At 45.6% G+C, this 17,350-nt stretch carries 18 protein-coding genes; 3 read left to right on the top strand and 15 right to left on the bottom strand.

The genetic code is table 11. From position 1 onward, the window contains the following. Positions 1 to 97: 97 nt before the first annotated feature. The 9 genes from ytxJ to ACY3LV_RS16345 form a co-directional block, all read right to left on the bottom strand. Positions 98 to 424 carry a bacillithiol system redox-active protein YtxJ gene (gene ytxJ / locus ACY3LV_RS16385; protein ID WP_087992831.1) on the bottom strand — a complete coding sequence of 109 codons (327 nt, stop codon included), beginning with the start codon at positions 422 to 424 and terminating at the stop codon, positions 98 to 100. 23 nt (positions 425 to 447) lie between these two features. Further along, complete coding sequence (locus ACY3LV_RS16380; protein WP_464864182.1) at positions 448 to 903, bottom strand: YtxH domain-containing protein; 456 nt, start codon at positions 901 to 903, stop codon at positions 448 to 450. Between the two features lie 29 nt (positions 904 to 932). Further along, entirely contained in the window at positions 933 to 1,355 is a 423-nt protein-coding gene (locus ACY3LV_RS16375) for a DUF948 domain-containing protein (protein ID WP_148962358.1), read from the bottom strand. 160 nt (positions 1,356 to 1,515) lie between these two features. Beyond that, complete coding sequence (gene murC / locus ACY3LV_RS16370) at positions 1,516 to 2,814, bottom strand: UDP-N-acetylmuramate--L-alanine ligase (protein WP_148962359.1); 1,299 nt, start codon at positions 2,812 to 2,814, stop codon at positions 1,516 to 1,518. 250 nt (positions 2,815 to 3,064) lie between these two features. Further along, the gene (locus tag ACY3LV_RS16365; RefSeq protein ID WP_464864180.1) at positions 3,065 to 5,920 is read right to left on the bottom strand and encodes a DNA translocase FtsK; all 2,856 of its coding nucleotides are present in this window, start codon (positions 5,918 to 5,920) and stop codon (positions 3,065 to 3,067) included. 158 nt (positions 5,921 to 6,078) lie between these two features. After that, a complete protein-coding gene (ytpR, locus tag ACY3LV_RS16360; RefSeq protein ID WP_148962361.1) occupies positions 6,079 to 6,684 on the bottom strand; it encodes a YtpR family tRNA-binding protein in 606 nt (201 codons plus the stop codon). Positions 6,685 to 6,699: 15 nt separating this feature from the next. Then, a complete protein-coding gene (locus ACY3LV_RS16355) occupies positions 6,700 to 7,509 on the bottom strand; it encodes a DUF1444 domain-containing protein (RefSeq protein ID WP_464864179.1) in 810 nt (269 codons plus the stop codon). Between the two features lie 14 nt (positions 7,510 to 7,523). Then, positions 7,524 to 7,847 carry a thioredoxin family protein gene (locus ACY3LV_RS16350; RefSeq protein WP_464864178.1) on the bottom strand — a complete coding sequence of 108 codons (324 nt, stop codon included), beginning with the start codon at positions 7,845 to 7,847 and terminating at the stop codon, positions 7,524 to 7,526. A gap of 36 nt (positions 7,848 to 7,883) precedes the next feature. Next, positions 7,884 to 8,000, bottom strand: a complete 117-nt coding sequence (locus ACY3LV_RS16345) for a hypothetical protein (RefSeq protein WP_141113422.1) — start codon at positions 7,998 to 8,000, stop codon at positions 7,884 to 7,886. A gap of 77 nt (positions 8,001 to 8,077) precedes the next feature. Between ACY3LV_RS16345 and ACY3LV_RS16340 the strand changes: the two genes are divergently transcribed. Continuing rightward, the gene (locus tag ACY3LV_RS16340) at positions 8,078 to 8,524 is read left to right on the top strand and encodes a YtoQ family protein (RefSeq protein ID WP_333517337.1); all 447 of its coding nucleotides are present in this window, start codon (positions 8,078 to 8,080) and stop codon (positions 8,522 to 8,524) included. 56 nt (positions 8,525 to 8,580) lie between these two features. On the opposite strand, the gene ACY3LV_RS16335 is transcribed toward ACY3LV_RS16340, so the two are convergent. Continuing rightward, positions 8,581 to 9,654 (bottom strand): M42 family metallopeptidase, encoded by a 1,074-nt coding sequence (locus tag ACY3LV_RS16335; protein WP_148962364.1) that lies wholly within the window; start codon positions 9,652 to 9,654, stop codon positions 8,581 to 8,583. Between the two features lie 158 nt (positions 9,655 to 9,812). On the opposite strand from ACY3LV_RS16335, the gene ACY3LV_RS16330 reads away from it, so the two are divergent. Continuing rightward, positions 9,813 to 10,130, top strand: coding sequence for a PepSY domain-containing protein (locus ACY3LV_RS16330; protein ID WP_003223432.1), 318 nt, complete (start codon positions 9,813 to 9,815; stop codon positions 10,128 to 10,130). Positions 10,131 to 10,178: 48 nt separating this feature from the next. Here ACY3LV_RS16330 and ACY3LV_RS16325 read toward each other — a convergent pair whose 3' ends face one another. The 3 genes from ACY3LV_RS16325 to trmB form a co-directional block, all read right to left on the bottom strand. Beyond that, the gene (locus tag ACY3LV_RS16325) at positions 10,179 to 11,882 is read right to left on the bottom strand and encodes an NAD-dependent malic enzyme (RefSeq protein ID WP_333562019.1); all 1,704 of its coding nucleotides are present in this window, start codon (positions 11,880 to 11,882) and stop codon (positions 10,179 to 10,181) included. Between the two features lie 82 nt (positions 11,883 to 11,964). Continuing rightward, on the bottom strand, positions 11,965 to 12,810 hold the full coding sequence (locus tag ACY3LV_RS16320; protein ID WP_333562020.1) for a YtnP family quorum-quenching lactonase: 846 nt from the start codon (positions 12,808 to 12,810) through the stop codon (positions 11,965 to 11,967). Between the two features lie 273 nt (positions 12,811 to 13,083). Further along, positions 13,084 to 13,725 carry a tRNA (guanosine(46)-N7)-methyltransferase TrmB gene (gene trmB / locus ACY3LV_RS16315; RefSeq protein ID WP_333562021.1) on the bottom strand — a complete coding sequence of 214 codons (642 nt, stop codon included), beginning with the start codon at positions 13,723 to 13,725 and terminating at the stop codon, positions 13,084 to 13,086. Between the two features lie 206 nt (positions 13,726 to 13,931). Between trmB and ACY3LV_RS16310 the strand changes: the two genes are divergently transcribed. Next, positions 13,932 to 14,210, top strand: coding sequence for a YtzH-like family protein (locus ACY3LV_RS16310; protein ID WP_087992843.1), 279 nt, complete (start codon positions 13,932 to 13,934; stop codon positions 14,208 to 14,210). On the opposite strand, the gene ACY3LV_RS16305 is transcribed toward ACY3LV_RS16310, so the two are convergent. Further along, positions 14,211 to 15,008, bottom strand: coding sequence for a phosphotransferase family protein (locus tag ACY3LV_RS16305; protein WP_003223423.1), 798 nt, complete (start codon positions 15,006 to 15,008; stop codon positions 14,211 to 14,213). A gap of 180 nt (positions 15,009 to 15,188) precedes the next feature. Further along, positions 15,189 to 17,345: a type I pullulanase gene (pulA, locus tag ACY3LV_RS16300; protein WP_464864177.1), complete on the bottom strand. Its 2,157-nt coding sequence runs from the start codon at positions 17,343 to 17,345 to the stop codon at positions 15,189 to 15,191. Positions 17,346 to 17,350 lie beyond the last annotated feature (5 nt).

The following is a 17,350-nucleotide window of genomic DNA, read 5'->3' as shown; positions in this document are numbered from 1 at the left end:
CAATCACCGATAAACTATCGGCAATTGGCTGTTTGAAAGGTGTTTTGATCCCTGTCTCAAAAACGGGGGTCAGTCCCTTGAATCTGGACGCTTTTTTCTATGACAAATGCTGCTTGATGCCCGCTTCTGTAATTTGTGAATGTGAGGTATGCCATTTCACTTCACCGTTTTGGATGACGAAAACCTGAGGGCTTTCATGCTTTACGCCGTATGTTTCTGCGATGAAATTTGACAGCGGCCGGGCTTCTTGTACTTGCAGATAGTAAGCCGGCACATCCTCATGCTGATTTGCAAAGGCAACAAACTCATGAAATGCTGCCTGGCTGATCGGACATGTGGTACTGTGTTTAAAGAAGACGAAAGTGCCTTCCTGTTCTGCAATCCGTTTAAATTCTTCCTCAGATTGAATAAGCTGTTTTGCCATGGCTCAAGATCTTCCTTCCCGGCTCAGCGATTGATATGCTCAGCCTGTTTTTGCGCATCTTTCAGTTCGTCTTTTACATCTTCTTTCGTTTGAAGGACCTGATCTTTTGTTTCGCCGGCCGCCTGCATCGCTTCTTCTCTCATCTCTTGCATATCAGTTGATGAATCCGTTTTTGCAGTTTTAGACCGGTCTCTTAAATCCTTCACCTTGTTCATGATCTGCCCTGACTGATCCGCTACAAGCTGTGTGATGTTCGATGTTTTGTCTTTTGCGATGCTGACATATTGCGTGCCTTTTTCCTTCGCATCTGCCGTCATTTTGTCAGTTTTGTCCCGCAAAGCAACAGCTTGGCTGCCAAGATCGTCACGAAGTTCTTTGCCTGATTTCGGCGCTAGAAAAAGAGCGGTAGTGGCACCGATGATTCCCCCGATTAAAGTCCCGATTAAAAAATCTTTACTATTAATTCCATCTTTGCTCATCATTATTCCTCCTCATAGTGTTTTTTCTCTTACAGAGCTGACTTTTTCTTTTGCTTCCATTTCTCCCAAATTTCCATCGCTGCTTGGCTCCATGTGACAACTTGATTGATCTTGTCTTGATTTTCTCTTACTGATGCCGATACAGACCCCGCCGCCTGTTTCATGGATGTATTGAACTGCTGTACAGAAGTTCCCACCCCTTGAACAGCATGGACGACCGTGTTCAACTTTTCTGATTTTTCCTGAATATCTTCAGCCAGGCGGTTGGTCTTATGTAAAAGCTCGGCTGTTTCAGTTGTGATGCCCTTCATTTGTCCCTCCAGCCCTTCGAGAGTGGATGCGACATGTTTTAGGGTCAGCTGCAGTGACTTCAATGTCTTAGACAAGTAGATCACTAATACGAGAAATGCGACTGCGATGAGTGCAACGCTTAAATAAAGAATAATAATCATCTTAAACCTCCTTGCTGCAGGATATACTGCTGTTTACCCGTTTTCATAAATCATAAACATGTATACTGGGCTGTATACATAGTATTCTCCGTTATGTAAGAAAATCCTTTAACAAGCTTTCCATCAGATAAATAAAAAGCAGTGAGAACACTGCTTTTTATTATGCCATGACGTTTTCGTAGGCTCTCATATATTTTTGGATATCTCCTGCCCCCATAAAGATGAGAACGGCTTTTTCATGAGCTTTTAAAACAGATGTATCATGTTCTTCAATGAGCTTTGCATTATGAATTTTTCCCTGCAGGTCGCCGATCGTCAGCTTTCCTGCATTCTCCCGGGCTGATCCGAAAATATCGCATAAATACACACAATCAGCCCCGCTCAGGCTTTCTGCGAATTGGTCAAGGAATTGGTGCGTCCGCGTAAATGTGTGAGGCTGGAATACCGCGACGATTTCACGATCAGGATATTTCTGTCTTGCCGCCTCAATTGTCACTTTTATTTCTGTCGGGTGATGAGCGTAATCATCAATCAGCACTTGATCCCCGAGCTGCTTCTCATTGAATCTGCGTTTGACGCCGCCGAATGATTTGAGGGCATGCTTAATGATGTTGGAATCAATTTCTTCATAATGGCATAACGCAATGACCGCCAATGAGTTTAATACATTGTGGTGGCCGTACGCAGGAATATAAAACGTATCATAGAATGTATTGCGGACAAATACATCGAAAGTTGTCCCTTCCGTGCTTTTTACGATGTTTCTGGCTTGAAAATCATTTTCTTCCCCAGTGCCGTAATACACAACCGGGACGTTCGCATGAATTTTCGGCAGATGCTCATCATCTCCGCAGGCAATAATGCCTTTGTTGACTTGAAGAGCCATCTCTTGGAAAGCGTCAAACACATCGTCAATGTTTGAGAAGTAATCAGGGTGATCAAAATCAATATTCGTCATGATCGCGTAGTCAGGCTGATAGCTTAAGAAATGGCGGCGGTATTCGCACGCTTCAAATACAAAGTATTCGCTGTTTTCATTTCCCTGGCCCGTTCCGTCCCCAATTAAGAAAGAGGTCGGTTTTGCGTTTTGGATCACGTGAGCCAGCAGGCCCGTAGTCGACGTTTTTCCGTGTGCGCCCGTAACGGCAACACTGGTGAATTTTTTCATATAGTCGCCTAAAAACTTATGATAACGTATCACCGGAATTCCTTCAGACATGGCTTTTTCAATCTCTGGATGCGTGTCTGGGAATGCGTTTCCGGCAATGACTGTCATGTCGGGTTTGATATTATCCGCGCTAAAAGGAAGAACCGTAATATTTCTTTTTTCAAGCGCTGTTTGCGTAAAAATAAATTTTTCGATATCCGATCCTTGGACAGTATATCCATTATCATGAAGTATTTGGGCAAGCGGACTCATACCCGTCCCTTTTATTCCAACAAAATGATAAACAGTCATAATTGTACCTCCAACAAACGTCTATCTGTTCCCCAGTATATGACGCTCATTTCAATTTGCGACCGCGGCGGCTGAAAAGCCGCCCTTAGCGGCGTATTTTTATATGTTTTGTTATGTTCAGTATCCGGTTATTTCTTTCCGATTAAACCTAGATATCAAGATTTGCCTATGCGCATCTGCTGTAAAGCGGCATAGCTGTTAAATGCTCTAAACACTATCATACCATGTTTGGTGTGAAAATGAACCCATATTATTCGTTTATTAAATCACTTGCTGTGATCAGCACCTCACGAGGTTTGCTTCCTTTTGCCTCAGAGATCATGCCTTCCGCTTCCATCATATCAATCAGCCTTGCCGCGCGATTGTATCCGATTCTGAATCTTCTTTGCAGGCTTGAAGTGCTCGCGCTGTTTTGCTCAACCACATACTCACACGCTTCGTCAAACAGCTCATCCTCTTCTTTCAGGGCTGAGCCTTGTCTTACCAGCTCTTCTTGTTCAAATAAATAGGTTGGCGGCATTTGATTTCTGACGTGGGAAACGACGCGGTCGATTTCGCGGTCCGATACAAAGTTGCCTTGCAGGCGGACCGGTTTTCCCGAGCCGTTTTCCAAAAAGAGCATATCGCCTTTTCCGAGAAGCTTTTCCGCACCGGCTATGTCAATAATTGTTCGGGAATCAACCTGGCTTGAGACAGAAAATGCGATTCTCGTCGGGATATTCGCCTTAATCAGACCGGTAATGACATCGACTGACGGCCGCTGAGTTGCGACGAGCAGATGGATTCCGCACGCTCTGGCTTTTTGGGCAATCCGCGCAATGCTCTCTTCGACATCATTTGGAGCCACCATCATCAAATCAGCAAGCTCATCAATAACCACAACTAAATAAGGCAGCTTTTCGCCCGTGTGGTGATCTGCAGTTAATTGATTAAACCGGTCAATGTCGCGGACACCCGAATGGGCAAACAGCTCATAGCGCCGCTCCATTTCCTCAACGACCCATTTTAAAGCAGCCGTAGCCGCTTTGGCGTCAGTGATGACCGGGCTGACGAGATGAGGAATTTTATTGTAGGGAGCCAGCTCTACCATTTTCGGATCAATCAGCAGCACCTTTACTTCACTCGGATCAGCTTTATACAGCAGGCTGACTAATATTGTATTGATGCATACGCTTTTCCCCGAGCCCGTAGCACCGGCAATCAAGCCATGCGGCATTTTCTTCAAGTCGATGACGACAGGGTTTCCTGAGATATCCAATCCCAGTGCTGCCGTAAGCGGTGACTTGCTTGTCCTGAAAGCTGAGCTGCGAATCATCTGGCGTAAATCAACCACCTTGCTCGTGCGGTTCGGAACTTCAATTCCGATCGTGTTTTTCCCCGGAATCGGCGCTTCAATCCGAATATCTTTTGCGGACAGGCTGAGTTTAATATCATCAGACAAGTTGGTGATTTTATTCACTTTTACGCCTGGCTCAGGATGCACTTCGAATCTTGTGACAGACGGCCCCTGGGTCACATGGACGACATTGGCGCGGACATTGAAATTTTTCAGGGTCAAATCAAGAAGCTGGCGCTGTTCTTCGATCCACGCAGTATCATCTTGAACTTGCGCTGGCGGGACATCAAGCAGTGCAACATTCGGAAACACATAGCTTCCGCGGCGCTCCTCTGCTTTTTGCTGTTTGTGCGTATCTCTTTTCAGCATCATGACATTAAAAGGAACGGACGGCCCTTTTTGAGGAGATGCGCTTTGTTCAGTATGTTTCTCCTGCATGACAGGCCTTTTTTGCGATTCATCTGCAGCTGCATGTGTCTCTTCTTCACGGATCTCCCGCCGGTTTTCATGGGCTTCAGAAAACGGTCTGGAACCCAGTTCCATGTTGTCATCGTGCTCCGATTCTATATGATTGTCTGGCTGAACATCTATCTTCGTGTCCTCAGTTTCTATTATGCTGCCTGATGGCTCTTCTGATTCTTTGGCCTCTGTTTCTGCTTGAGTCAGAGCCTCAGATGCTGAACGCCCATAGCCAGCATGCAAGAAAGGCTCTTCCTGTTGAATTTCTATTTGCTCTTCTCGAACAGCAGGGGTCTCAGCAGTTTCTGGCGCGCTTGCGCGTTCATTATTTACTGCGCTGTCTGACGATTCTTCCGATAATTCAGCCTCAGATACTGCCTCTTTCAGAGACTCAGGTGCTTTTTGTTCCTCATCATATTCAGCTTGGAAGACAAGTTCTTCTAATTTCTCAGGCTGTCTTACTGCTAGTTCTTCTTGATTCTCAGCCGTTTCAGTGTCTTCAAGGTTTACACTGCTGTCTGACGATTCTTCTTGTCTCTCGGTCACGGTATTTGTCAGTGTCTCAGGCTTTTCATCAGGTTCAGCAGCGAAGAAAGACGCCTCTTTTTCTGGCTGCTGAATGCCGGATGCAGCTGGCCCTTTGTTATCTGACGGCTCGGCTGAGTTCTTCGCCAGCGCTTCATCACGCTCTGCAGACTTTCCGTTTAAGACACCAGAAGGCTGTTCTTCAAATTGGGTATCCCGGAAGAAAGACCCTTCTTTTACGTGCTGTTCCGCTCTGTCAGCAGCTGGATCTGAATAGAAGCGTTCACGTTCAATTTCTTCTGACAGCAGTGTTACCTTCTCTTTTTCAACAGATTTGTCCGGTGCCTTCAATGCGTCAGAAGGCTGTTTTGGCACATCCTTATTGACGGATGGTTTTTGATTGAATCCATATATAGGCGAAGGGATATTTGTCGGTTTAAACGGTTTCTTCGCCGGCTCTGATGTTTGATATGTATGATGCTCTTTTTCATTTTTCGGGCGTTCCTTGTGCGGTGCGGCGCTTGGTCGGGGCGCGGATTGCGGCTTGTCCGATGGTGCGCGGCGCCTTCTCAGCTCATGATTGTTGTATCCATCAGGCACGACTGGAAAACGGAACTTGCCGTTTGGATATTCATAATATATTTTAGGATCTTCCAATCTTTTTAATTGTCCTTCGGAATGATGTACTTCTTGTTGCTGCGGAATTTGAGCGGGTTTTGTTTCCCGTTCAGCATCCTCTTTGCTCTCGCCTAAAAACAAATCAAAAAATTTATGAAGCCAACTCATAATTTATCTCTAACTCCCTTATCGTTTTATGGGACGTTTTTTAGTATACCATTGCTGGTCTGCCCAGAAAAGATTAAGCTTTCAGCAAAACAAAGCCGCTAAACAAGGGCTTAGCGGCTTTTCACATGATTCGTTTTTTTGGGCGGATTTATGGGAGTCTAAAACTGAAATGCGTCTCCCGCCTCATGGTCTCCTTCTAACACAAGGATTCCTTTTTCAGCCGGGGCATCCGGCAAAGCGAGCTCTTTTGCTGAACAGATCATTCCGCTTGACGGAACGCCGCGAAGCTCAGCATCCTTAATGACAAGTCCGCTCGGCATCACAGCTCCGACTTTGGCAACGACCACTTTTTGTCCTTGGTCAACATTAGGCGCGCCGCAGACGATCTGAAGCGTTTCTTCTCCTACATTGACTTTACATACGCTTAATTTATCCGCGTTCGGATGTTTTTCTTTTGATTCCACATATCCAACAACAAACTTCGGAGATAAATCAACGACTACTGTTTCTTCAACGCCGTTTCGGTTTAGAATCTCATTCACATCTTGCACGAACGTTTCTGAGAGCGCAACAGGGCCGTTTTCATCAATGGTCAAGTAAGAAGACGCGTTGAAAATGTTGAAGCCCGTTGTTTCCTTTGTTTCGTTATTAAAAATTTTAACGACATCGCCGTGTTTTTCATAGCCTATTTGTTCGCGTGTCACATCTTGAAGAGAGATCAGAAGCGTGTCTCCCACACCTTCATTATTATAAAATGCGTTCATAAGTAAAAATCCTTTCTAATCCTTTTTCGGACGGCTTTTCGCCAGGATAAACACAGGTTCCAGCTTTCCTTCATTGTACAAAAATGAAAGGGCTGTAATCGGAACGGTGCCTCCAGCAAAGAAGCTCATCGACATTTGCCCTAGAATATCATACCCCGATTCATTCCGGATGTCAGCAAGAATCAGAACGTCCTGATGCGGAACAGAGATCGCCAGCTCACCTTCTGCACGTTCCTTGTACTCATTTAAAATCGCTTCGTTCAGAATCCGGCTGGCGTCGTAACCGTCGTTTGCTCTGAAGAAATAAAAGTGATTGCCCGCAACTGTATCCTCTTTGACAACCGCCGGCAGGGAACGGAGATTAAATGCAGCCGTCTCTCTGATCCGCTCTTTTGTCCAGTTTTCTTTCTCGAGCATGCGCTGATCAATTAAACGGTAGGTTTTCCCGAGATCAAGCGCGTAATAAATTCTTGTTTCTGCGGTATGATCATCATAAATGAGCGGAATATCTTCGCTGGACTTGTCCGGGAAAGAAGTCGAGCGGATCACCGGGTAAATACGGCTTTCTTTTCCGGACATTTCCTGAGCCTTCCCTTCCATTGCCGTCATTGCTTCTGAGACGTAATACACAATTTCATCAATGGCTTCGTCTTTTTTCAGCTCCCATTTTGCAATAATCGGCGGCAGGTCGAGCGTAATTCCTTTTTTGGTCGTTTGATCCTCAACACGGAGGGTGTCTTTTTCTCTGTCAAACAGAAAGGAGCGATTCACGTGCTGAAGGCGCTGTTTCAGGGTATCTGACAGCTTCCTTGAGGTCATTTTCAAACCGATGTCCTCCTTTACGCTTTAGCGAGAGAGTCTGTTAAAAATTGTTCAATTTCTTCTTTTGTTTTGCGGTCTTTGCTCACAAAACGATTCACTTCTTTTCCTTCATTAAATACAACAAAGCTTGGGATTCCGTAAATTTCCCACTCTGCACATGTATCAATGAATTTGTCGCGGTCTACGTAGTAGTAAGTGAATTCAGGAAAGTTCGCTTCCAGTTCAGGCAGAAAAGGCTCTACAAAACGGCAATCAGGGCACCAGTCAGCTGAAAACATAAATACCGCCCAATCATCCTTTACCGCTTTTTCCAGCTCATGAGTTGATTCAATTTTTTTCATTTCTTATCCCTCCAGTTGTTATTCTTACATGTTGGTTTATCGATACTCGTCCATTTGGATCATACCAAACTGCTTGCGGCAAAACCACCTATATGCAACAAATGAATATGTAAGATTGGCTTTCTCATTATCATTATCATATTTTATTTGCATTATCAAGCTCGTTTCGTTTAACATCGTGTTCATGAGGGTCAAATTTACAGATGGACATACATAAGGAGGGATTCAGTATGAAGTTTATCGTCTATTTAGCTGGAGAAATCCACAGCAATTGGCGGGAAGAAATCAAAGAGAAAACAAAATCACTGAAGCTGCCGATTACGTTTGTCGGCCCGATGGAGAATCATGACCGCTCAGACAACATCGGAGAAGAAATTGTGGGCGTTCAGCCAAATGCCATTTTGAAGGATGACAAAGCCTCTGACATGAACAACTTCAGAACCGCTGTCCTGATGAATAAAGCAGACTTTGTGATCGCTCTGTTTGGCGAAAAATACAAACAGTGGAACACGGCAATGGATGCCTCATATGCGATTGCAAAAGGAAAACCCCTGATTATCATCCGGCCAGAATCGCTCCATCATCCTTTAAAAGAGCTTTCCAATAAAGCAAATATAACAGTTGAAACCGTGAATCAAGCCATTAAAGCCCTTTCCTATCTATTTGAAACAGAATAAGAAAAAAGCTTGTCGAGCCGGGCTTACTGCCCCGTTCAACAAGCTTTCATAAAATCTTACATATTTTCTTTAATCGCATCCACCGTCTGCTTATCGCAAGCTGTCACAAGTTTGATGAGCATTTCTTTAGCAGCAGCATAATCATCAATATGAATGATCGAAGCGTTCGTATGAATGTAGCGTGAACAAATTCCGATAACCGCTGACGGAACGCCGCTGTTCGAAATATGAACTCTGCCCGCATCCGTTCCCCCGCCGGATACAAAATATTGATACGGAATGTCATGCGTTTCCGCCATATCAAGAACAAATTCTCTCATTCCGCGGTGCATGACTGTCGTTCTGTCAAGAATGCGAAGCAAAAAGCCTTTTCCAAGCTGGCCAAATTCGTTTTTGTCTCCGCTCATATCGTTTGCAGGGCTGGCGTCAAGGGCGAAAAACAAGTCCGGTTTAATCATATGGGAAGCCGTCTGCGCGCCCCTCAGCCCTACTTCTTCTTGAACGGTCGCACCCGCATAGAGCGTGTTCGGAAGTTCTTTTCCGTGCAATTCCTTCAGAAGTTCAATGCTCAAGCCGCAGCCATATCGGTTATCCCATGCTTTTGATAAAAGTTTCTTTTCATTCGCCATCGTCGTAAACGGACACACAGGCACAATCTGCTGTCCCGGTTTTATGCCGATTTTAATAGCGTCTTCCTTATCATCCGCTCCAATATCGATCATCATGTTTTTGACATCCATCGGGCGGTTTCGCTGAGCATCTGTCAGCAGGTGAGGCGGTATGCTTGAAATCACACCCGGAACCGGCCCGTTATCTGTTTGAATTTCAACTCGCTGTGCCAGCAGCACCTGGCTCCACCAGCCCCCAAGCGTCTGAAATCTGAGCAGCCCGTTGTCTGTAATGGATGTGACCATGAAGCCGACTTCGTCCATATGCCCGGCTACCATGATTCTCGGTGCGCCCTCTTCACCCTTTCTGACTCCGAAAACACTTCCCAGTCTGTCCTGAACGATGTCATCGGCATATTTAGCCAGCTCCTGCTTCATAAAAGCACGAACCTGATGCTCATTGCCCGGCGCGCCGGGAAGCTGCGTCAGTGTTTGGAAAAGCGCTTTCGTTTCTTGATTCATGTTTTCCCCTCATTTCTATGTAGTCCTTTTATTTTATTCGAAAAAATCTAGTTTTCCAAGCACCGTGACCGAATCTGCTCCATCAGCCGCGTATTGCTTAACAGGATTTGGCGGTTTCTGTATAATGAAAAGTACGATCAACCAGGAGGTGCTTTATCTTGAAATTGCGTCATCTTCTTTTAGGAGCAGGACTTGGAATTTGTACAGCTGTCGTTGTAAAACAATATGTGATGAAGCCTTATATTTCTTCAGAAAAAGCGCTTCGAATTGTAAAATCCGCTTTTAAGCAGCGGGGGCCGATTGACGGATCATGGATTTACACCCAGCCGGAGCCTTACAATGTAAACGGAGAAACGGTACAGGTGTACAAAACCGGCATTACACGATCCGCTTTCGGAGAATTAGAGCAGTATGAAGTCATGGTGGATGCGAAAACAGGGGAAATTGTAGATGTCATTGATACAATCGCCTCCTAACGCCGGACAAGCATAAAATAGAAGCCGCTGCTCATGCAGCGGCCTTTTTTATGATATCGCGCGGATCGGTTTATATACCGGATACCACATCGCATCCTGCACAGCCTGTATGATGTCTTCAGGCTCTTCCGTCGCAACGCCTTCCTTAATCGCGGTTTTAGCCACTTCCACCGCAACAGTTGCCGATACAGTCCGCAAATCCTCTATCTTCGGCAGCATCGGCGCGCCCGGCACTCCGACATTGACCATACTTGCGATCGCCCGGGCACATGCTTCAAACATGCCATCGGTTATTAATTTTGATTTGGTGACAATCGTTCCAAGCCCAAGTCCCGGGAAGACAAGCGCGTTGTTTGCCTGGCCGATATGGTACGTCACGCCGTTATATTCCACTGGCGGGAACGGGCTTCCTGTCGTGACAAGCGCGCGGCCTTCTGTCCATTCGATCAAATCCTGAGGTTTCGCTTCAGAAAGAGTTGTCGGATTCGACATTGGCAAAATGGCCGGCCGTTTCACATGTGAAGCCATTTCTTTTACAATTTCTTCAGTAAACGCGCCTGAAACAGTTGATGTCCCGATCAGAATCGTCGGTTTCGCCTGCCGGACCACTTCAAGGAGATCAATACCTCCGCCTTCTCCCTTTCGCTGATAATCCTTGACCTCATCAGCCGAACGTGCGTATGGCTTTTGGAAATCAAAAAGCTGTTCCATATCATCTGTTAACAATCCGTTTCGGTCTATGCACCAGAAGCGTTTGAAAGATTCTTCCTCACTCAATCCCTCTCGCACCAAAGCCTCGCGCAGCTGTTCAGCAATCCCGATACCTGCCGTGCCCGCTCCGAATATGACGACTCTGTGATCTCTCAGCGGCACTTTAGACGCTTTTGCACAGGATAAAACGGCCGCCAGTGAAACAGCGCCTGTACCTTGGATATCATCATTAAACGTACAAATCTTATCTTTATACCGTTTCAAAATGCTGCGCGCGTTTTTCGCCCCGAAATCTTCCCAGTGCAGCAATGCATTCGGGAATGTTTCTCTCGCCAGCGCAACATAATCGTCAATAAATTGGTCATAGCGTTCCCCGCGCACTCTGGAATGCTGGTTGCCGACATAAAGCGGATCGTTCAAGAGGCTCTCCTGATTTGTCCCCGCATCTAAAACAACAGCCAGCACTCTGCTCGGATCTATGCCGGCAGCCGCCGTATAAACCGCTAGCTTGCCGATAGAAATCGCAATCCCGCCGACACCCCAGTCTCCGATTCCTAAAATACCTTCCGCATCAGTTGCTACAATTAAATCGATCGTATCGCGTTGATCTTTATACTGTTTAAATGCTTCTCTCATACCGTCTGGGTCATCGATTGACAAATAAAGCCCTCTTGGCTTTCTGTATTCATGGCTGTATCTCTGGATCGCCGTTCCCACTGTCGGAGTATAGACAATGGGGAGCATTTCCCCTAAATGGTCATTTAAGAGTCGGTAAAACAGCGTTTCGTTCCGATCGTGCAGCGCCGTTAAATAGACATTTTTGCTCAAATCATCAGGCTGTGCGGAATATTGTTCGTACGCTCTTTTCGCTTGATCTTCAATCGTTAATACCTTTGGCGGCAGAAAGCCTTTTAAACCTAGTTCTTTTCTTTCTTCCTCAGTAAAAGCAACACCTTTGTTCAAAAAAGGAACAGAGAGTACTTCAAGGCCTCTTAACGTTGTTTGAATGTCTCCTTCGTTTGTTACTTTGAATTGTTTCACCCTGCCTCTTCCTTTCTGAGCATAATTAGTACTAGGTTTGCATTATTAGCCGGAAAACATGCAGGGCAAACATTAAAATATGCTATGGCTTCTTGCGCTTGACTGCATCTTTGATGCTTCCATCCTCATCCCATTTCAGCGCGTGATACTGGGCGTCATGGTAAAAAATAAACCAAGCGTCTTTTTCCGCCGCAAATGCCTGCCATTTCTGCTTTTGCGGTATAGAGGTCATTGGATAATCATCATAAGCCAGCACCCATAGCGGATTGCGGTGGGCGTGTGTCGGCATTAAATCTGCCATATGTACGGCGGTTTCACCCGCATCCTCGCATATTAGCACACTGTGTCCGTCACTATGGCCCCCGGTATGATGCATCGTAATCCCCTCTGTGATCGTTAAGGTGTCTTCAAAGGTTTTCACTTGGCCGGCAATAGCCTCCCAGTTTTCTTTCCAATACGTATTTTTCGATCTGATATTCGGATGGCGCATTTCATTCCATTCAACAGCCGATGCATAAATCACTGCATTCGGAAAGACAGAGACGAGCTGTTCTCCTTCATATTCTGTTAAACCGCATGCGTGGTCGAAATGAAGATGTGTCATAGCAATCACGTCTATATCATCAACCGTTAATCCGAGTGCCGCTAATGATGGTTTCACATTCGACTCTTGTGTCACGCCATAGTTTCGTTTTTGTTTTTCAGACATCTTTCCGGACCCGATTCCTGCGTCGACGATGATATTGAGCCCGTCCTTTTGAATGAAAATAGGGTCTGTCCTTAGTTCAATCTGGTTATTTTCATTGACTGGATATTTTTTAGACCATAACGGCTTTGGAACGACGCCGAACATGGCGCCTCCGTCCATATGTGTCACGCCTCCGTCAAGCCAGGTCAACGTGATATTTCCGATTTTCATTGTTTTCATTTTCATCCCCCCTGTCATCATGGTAGCAAACGGCCCATAAAAAAAACAGACTCCTGTATCAGAGTCTGTTCATCGTGTTGGCAAACCCTTGCATTCGTTGTCAGGACTGCGCTCCGATGCTCACGAATTTCAACATTCGCTGCGCTCCGGTGCTCGTCCTTCCTAGACTTCAAGGGTTTTCAATTACGCTGAAAAGATGACAAAATCCTAAAACAATAAACTGTTTTAGGATTTTGTCAATAAATTGAACAGACTCCTGTATCAGAGTCTGTTTTACGTTCTCCATTCAACCTCAGCCCGATAGATCGGCTGGCCAAGCGCTGAAAATTTTTCTTCATATTCTGTCATAATATTGCCTTCCAGATTGCTGTTATGCAAATCGAGACTGACATATGTCAGCAGCAGGCCGTATTCAGAGAAGCTCTTCAAAGAGTACTCAAACAAGCCGCGGTTGTCCGTTTTAAAATGAATCGATCCGCCTTTTCCCATCACTTCTTCATATTTTTTGAGGAAGTGGGAATACGTCAGACGGCGTTTTTCATGACGGTTTTTCGGCCAAGGATCAGAAAAGTTCAAGTAGACCCGATTGACTTCACCCGGCTCAAATACATCCGTCAGCGTGTCCGCATCTATATTCAGAAGCTTTACATTCGTTGCTTCGCTATCTTTTACTTTTTGGACGGCTGTCACGATGACGCTTTTAAATAACTCAATCCCAATATAATTGATGTCTGGATTTTGTTTGCCCATTCCAGAAATAAATTGCCCTTTTCCTGTCCCAACCTCGATATGAATCGGATTGTCGTTGCCAAACACTGTGTTCCATTTCCCTTTATATTCAGCAGGGTTGCTGATGGCAATATGTGCGTTTTCAGCCAAAAAGTCATCAGCCCAAGGCTTGTGGCGCATTCTCATATGATTGACACCTCTATCTATTATTTCGACTAACAACATACCATGAATTAAAAAGACCCGCAAGCTCGTTTTTTAAAGCGTGCCCGCTAAAGCTGAGTATATAAAAAAAAGAGGTTTCCGTCTGCCGGAACACTCCTTTCACATGTATAAAAACGCTCTATTTTGAACAATTTAACCCGTATGATACTGAAGGGATGTGTACCGCTATGGGTTTACATTATGAGCATCAAGTTCATTTATTAAAGGATATATTGACTGACCATCAATTGGACTGCTGCGGAACCGTCGCAGAGTACGAACAGCTTGAGCGTGTGATTAAATCGCTGATGGCAAACACCGAGCTTGATTCAAACTTCAAAAACGTGCTGGAAGATGTTTACCGCTATAGTCAATCAGGAATATCGTCGAAATCCATCGACTCACACATACAAGAGCATCAGAACAGCCTGTCTCAATGGGTAGAGCAAATGAATTCGTATTCCTGATTATTCAACGATGCGTTTCATGAGAATATGCAGTTCTTCCATTGCATCATGAAATTCTTTGTCATTGCCTTTTGCTTTATGCCAGGCAATGAAAGTGATTGTTTCAGATAACACATACCAAGCCATTCGTAAGCGCAGGCTCTCTGTTAACTCAATGCCGTACATGCTCAGCCAGCTCTCCCAAGCTGGCTTTTCGACGTAGTGGTACAGCAAAGGCCCTAGATCCATCGCCGGATCAGCGATCATGGCGCCGTCCCAGTCAATTAAATACAGCTGGTTGTCTTCAGACAATAGCCAGTTATTATGATTGACATCACAATGGCAAACGACTTTCTCACCGAAATGCACTTCATGCAGATGTTCTTCTAAATACTTGATCCCTTCTTGAATCAGCGGTGAAGATTGCTGCACAGCAAATACAGCCTGCTTGAGCTGAGACAGAAGAGCCCCCGGGTTCAGCGGTTCTTTTCCAAGTCTCTTCAGCATGTCCAGCAAGGCTTTTGATGTGTGTATTTTACGAAGCAATTCAGCAACGGGCCGTCCGCTCATATCTTTAGGCTTCAGCTCTCTGCCGGTCATCCAGTGCTGGGCCGTAATCACGTCCCCATTTTCCATCCGTTTTGTCCAAACCAGCTTCGGAACAATGCCTTCGGCGGATAAAACAGCTAAAAAAGGTGAGCTATTACGTTTTAAAAAAAGCTGCTGCCCGTTATGTTTCGCATAATATGCATCTCCTGTAGCTCCTCCGGCGGGGAAGATCTCCCAATCGCTACCTAGTAATTGTCCCAACCAGTTCATATCAATGTTCAACCCATCATTTCTTAAAATATTTTAGAATAAAGGCTAATCGTCTCTAGTCTATCCCAGCGAGTGCCTTTTTCGTACGAATCGTATGAAAATAAAAAAGACAGCTATTGAGAGTCTCATATGCTAATCAATAGCCGTCCTTTAAATTTTAGCGCTATAGCACAAACTTCGTCAAGCAAAACTCTTAAGATCTGATGCTAAATATAAGATAACCGTTCCGATGCCGTTTACCGCAACCGCTTTCTTGATTTCTTTCGGGTCATGCCGAAAACCTGATGTATCACTTAAAAGCAGGTACGTTTTGTCGTTTGGCAGCTTCCATTCAACAGTTTCCGGACTCGCGTGGTGGATAACGATGATGTCTTCCCATTCATCAACCTCGCCGAGATCAGAAAGCCTGAATGCAATGAGGTGTTCTTTTAGCGTCAAACATTCAAGATGGCGCTGGATATCTGCAGCCGACCTGAGACGGAACGCCGGATGCGCTTTTCTTAGCGAGATCAGTCTGCTGATGTAATCAACATCTTCTTTGAATGTTTCACGCCGATCCCAATCCAGCTGGTTAATGCTGTCACTGGATTGATAACTGTTTTCCACTCCCTGCTTCGTCCTGAAAAATTCCTGGCCGCTGTGTATGAACGGCACTCCTTGGGAAAGCAAGATAACCGCGGCTGCAAGCCTTTGCCTGCTCCTCTTACGGCTGTCAGTTTCTTGAGGAAGCGCAAGGGCCATTTTATCCCAAAAAGTGTGATTGTCGTGTGACTCAACATAATTGATGGACTGGCTGGGTTCAGGAACAATTGGTGCAAATGCCTTCCATCCCGAAGACCCGGCAATTCCGTGCATAACGGCTTCCGCTGCTTCACCGCCGCCGAGCGCAAAGCCCGCTGCCGTAAGGTGAAAGGTGTTCCCTTTCACAACATCACGAAACGTATCATTGAAAAAGCCGATGCCCGGCATTTTTGAAGCGTTCGCCAAGGTCGCTTTCTGTTCATGCGGCAGCGGTGTCGCCAAATCCCATCCTTCCCCAAAAAGCAGGATTCCGGGCTTTACCGCCGTTGCTTTTTCTTTCATGTAAAGCACAGTGTCAATATCTAAAATACCGAGCAGGTCAAAGCGGAAGCCGTCAGCATCGTATTCCTCAATCCAATAGCGAACGCAATCCGCGATGAATTTTCTCGCCATCCGTCTTTCTGACGCAATGTCATTGCCAACGCCTGTGCCGTTTGACGGCATCCCAAATTCGTCATGCCGAAAAAAATAGCCTGGCACTGTCTTTTCAAAAGGGGAATTCTCCCTTTCGTACACGTGATTAAAGACGACATCCAAAATGACTCGCAAGCCATGTTGATGAAGGGTTTTGATCATTTGTTTTAACTCTGTTTTTCTTGTTTGAGGATCATGAGGAGTTGAGGCGTAACTTCCCTCCGGGGCAAAAAAATGAAGCGGGTTATATCCCCAATTGTAAGCATCATGCGGCTTCTCTTCATCAACTCCGGCAAAATCATTCACCGGCAGAAGCTCTACATGTGTAACGCCGAGCTCTTTTACATACGCCAGTCCGGAAGAACAGCCATTTGCGGTTTGCGTTTCTGTTTCCGTCAACGCTAAGTATCTCCCCTTGTTTTTCATGCCGCTGTTTACATGGATGGAAAAGTCGCGGATGTGCATCTCATAGATCACAGCATCCACAGGGTTTGAGAATGGTTCGGCCGAATCAGCCCATTTTATCTCCTCCGGGCGCAGGACGACGCCCTTCTCTCCATTTACCGTCACGGCCTTTGCATACGGGTCAACGGTTTCCGTCCATTCTGAATTGTTGCAGATGCAGAACACATACTCATATCCGTGGAGATCGCCGGTGACTGTAACGGTATAAACACCTTTTTCCATCCGAATCATTTGGAAGGTGCGCCCGTTTTTTTCAGGATGAGAAAGCTTGACAGCAGCTGAGGCTGCGGCAGGCGCCCATACTTTAAATTCAGTATAATCCGCAGTATAAACAGCCCCCAGCTCTCCGTCATAATAAAATGCATCATCAAACGCGTCCGTCCGGATGACCGCGCCTATTTGGAGATCCGTTTTGTCGCCGCTGGACGCTCTCACAGCATGTGTTGTTCCGAGAGTCACTGGACGGTCGGATGCGCAGACGTACTTGTATTTTCCTTCAAGCGGATATTCCTCTCTGACAGCCAGAGGAATATCTGTTGTGTCTGTCTCAAGCCGAAAAGGCGGTTTCATGATGCCTTTTTGTTCAGCAGGAATTAGAACGGTAATGATATTCATGTCATCGACATACGCTTCGAAGCTGCGGCGGATGCTGACCATCGGAA

This window comes from Bacillus sp. 11C, from assembly GCF_055486375.1.
The sequence above is the reverse complement of the archived record's forward strand: the minus strand, read 5'-3'. Positions and strand labels throughout refer to the sequence as shown.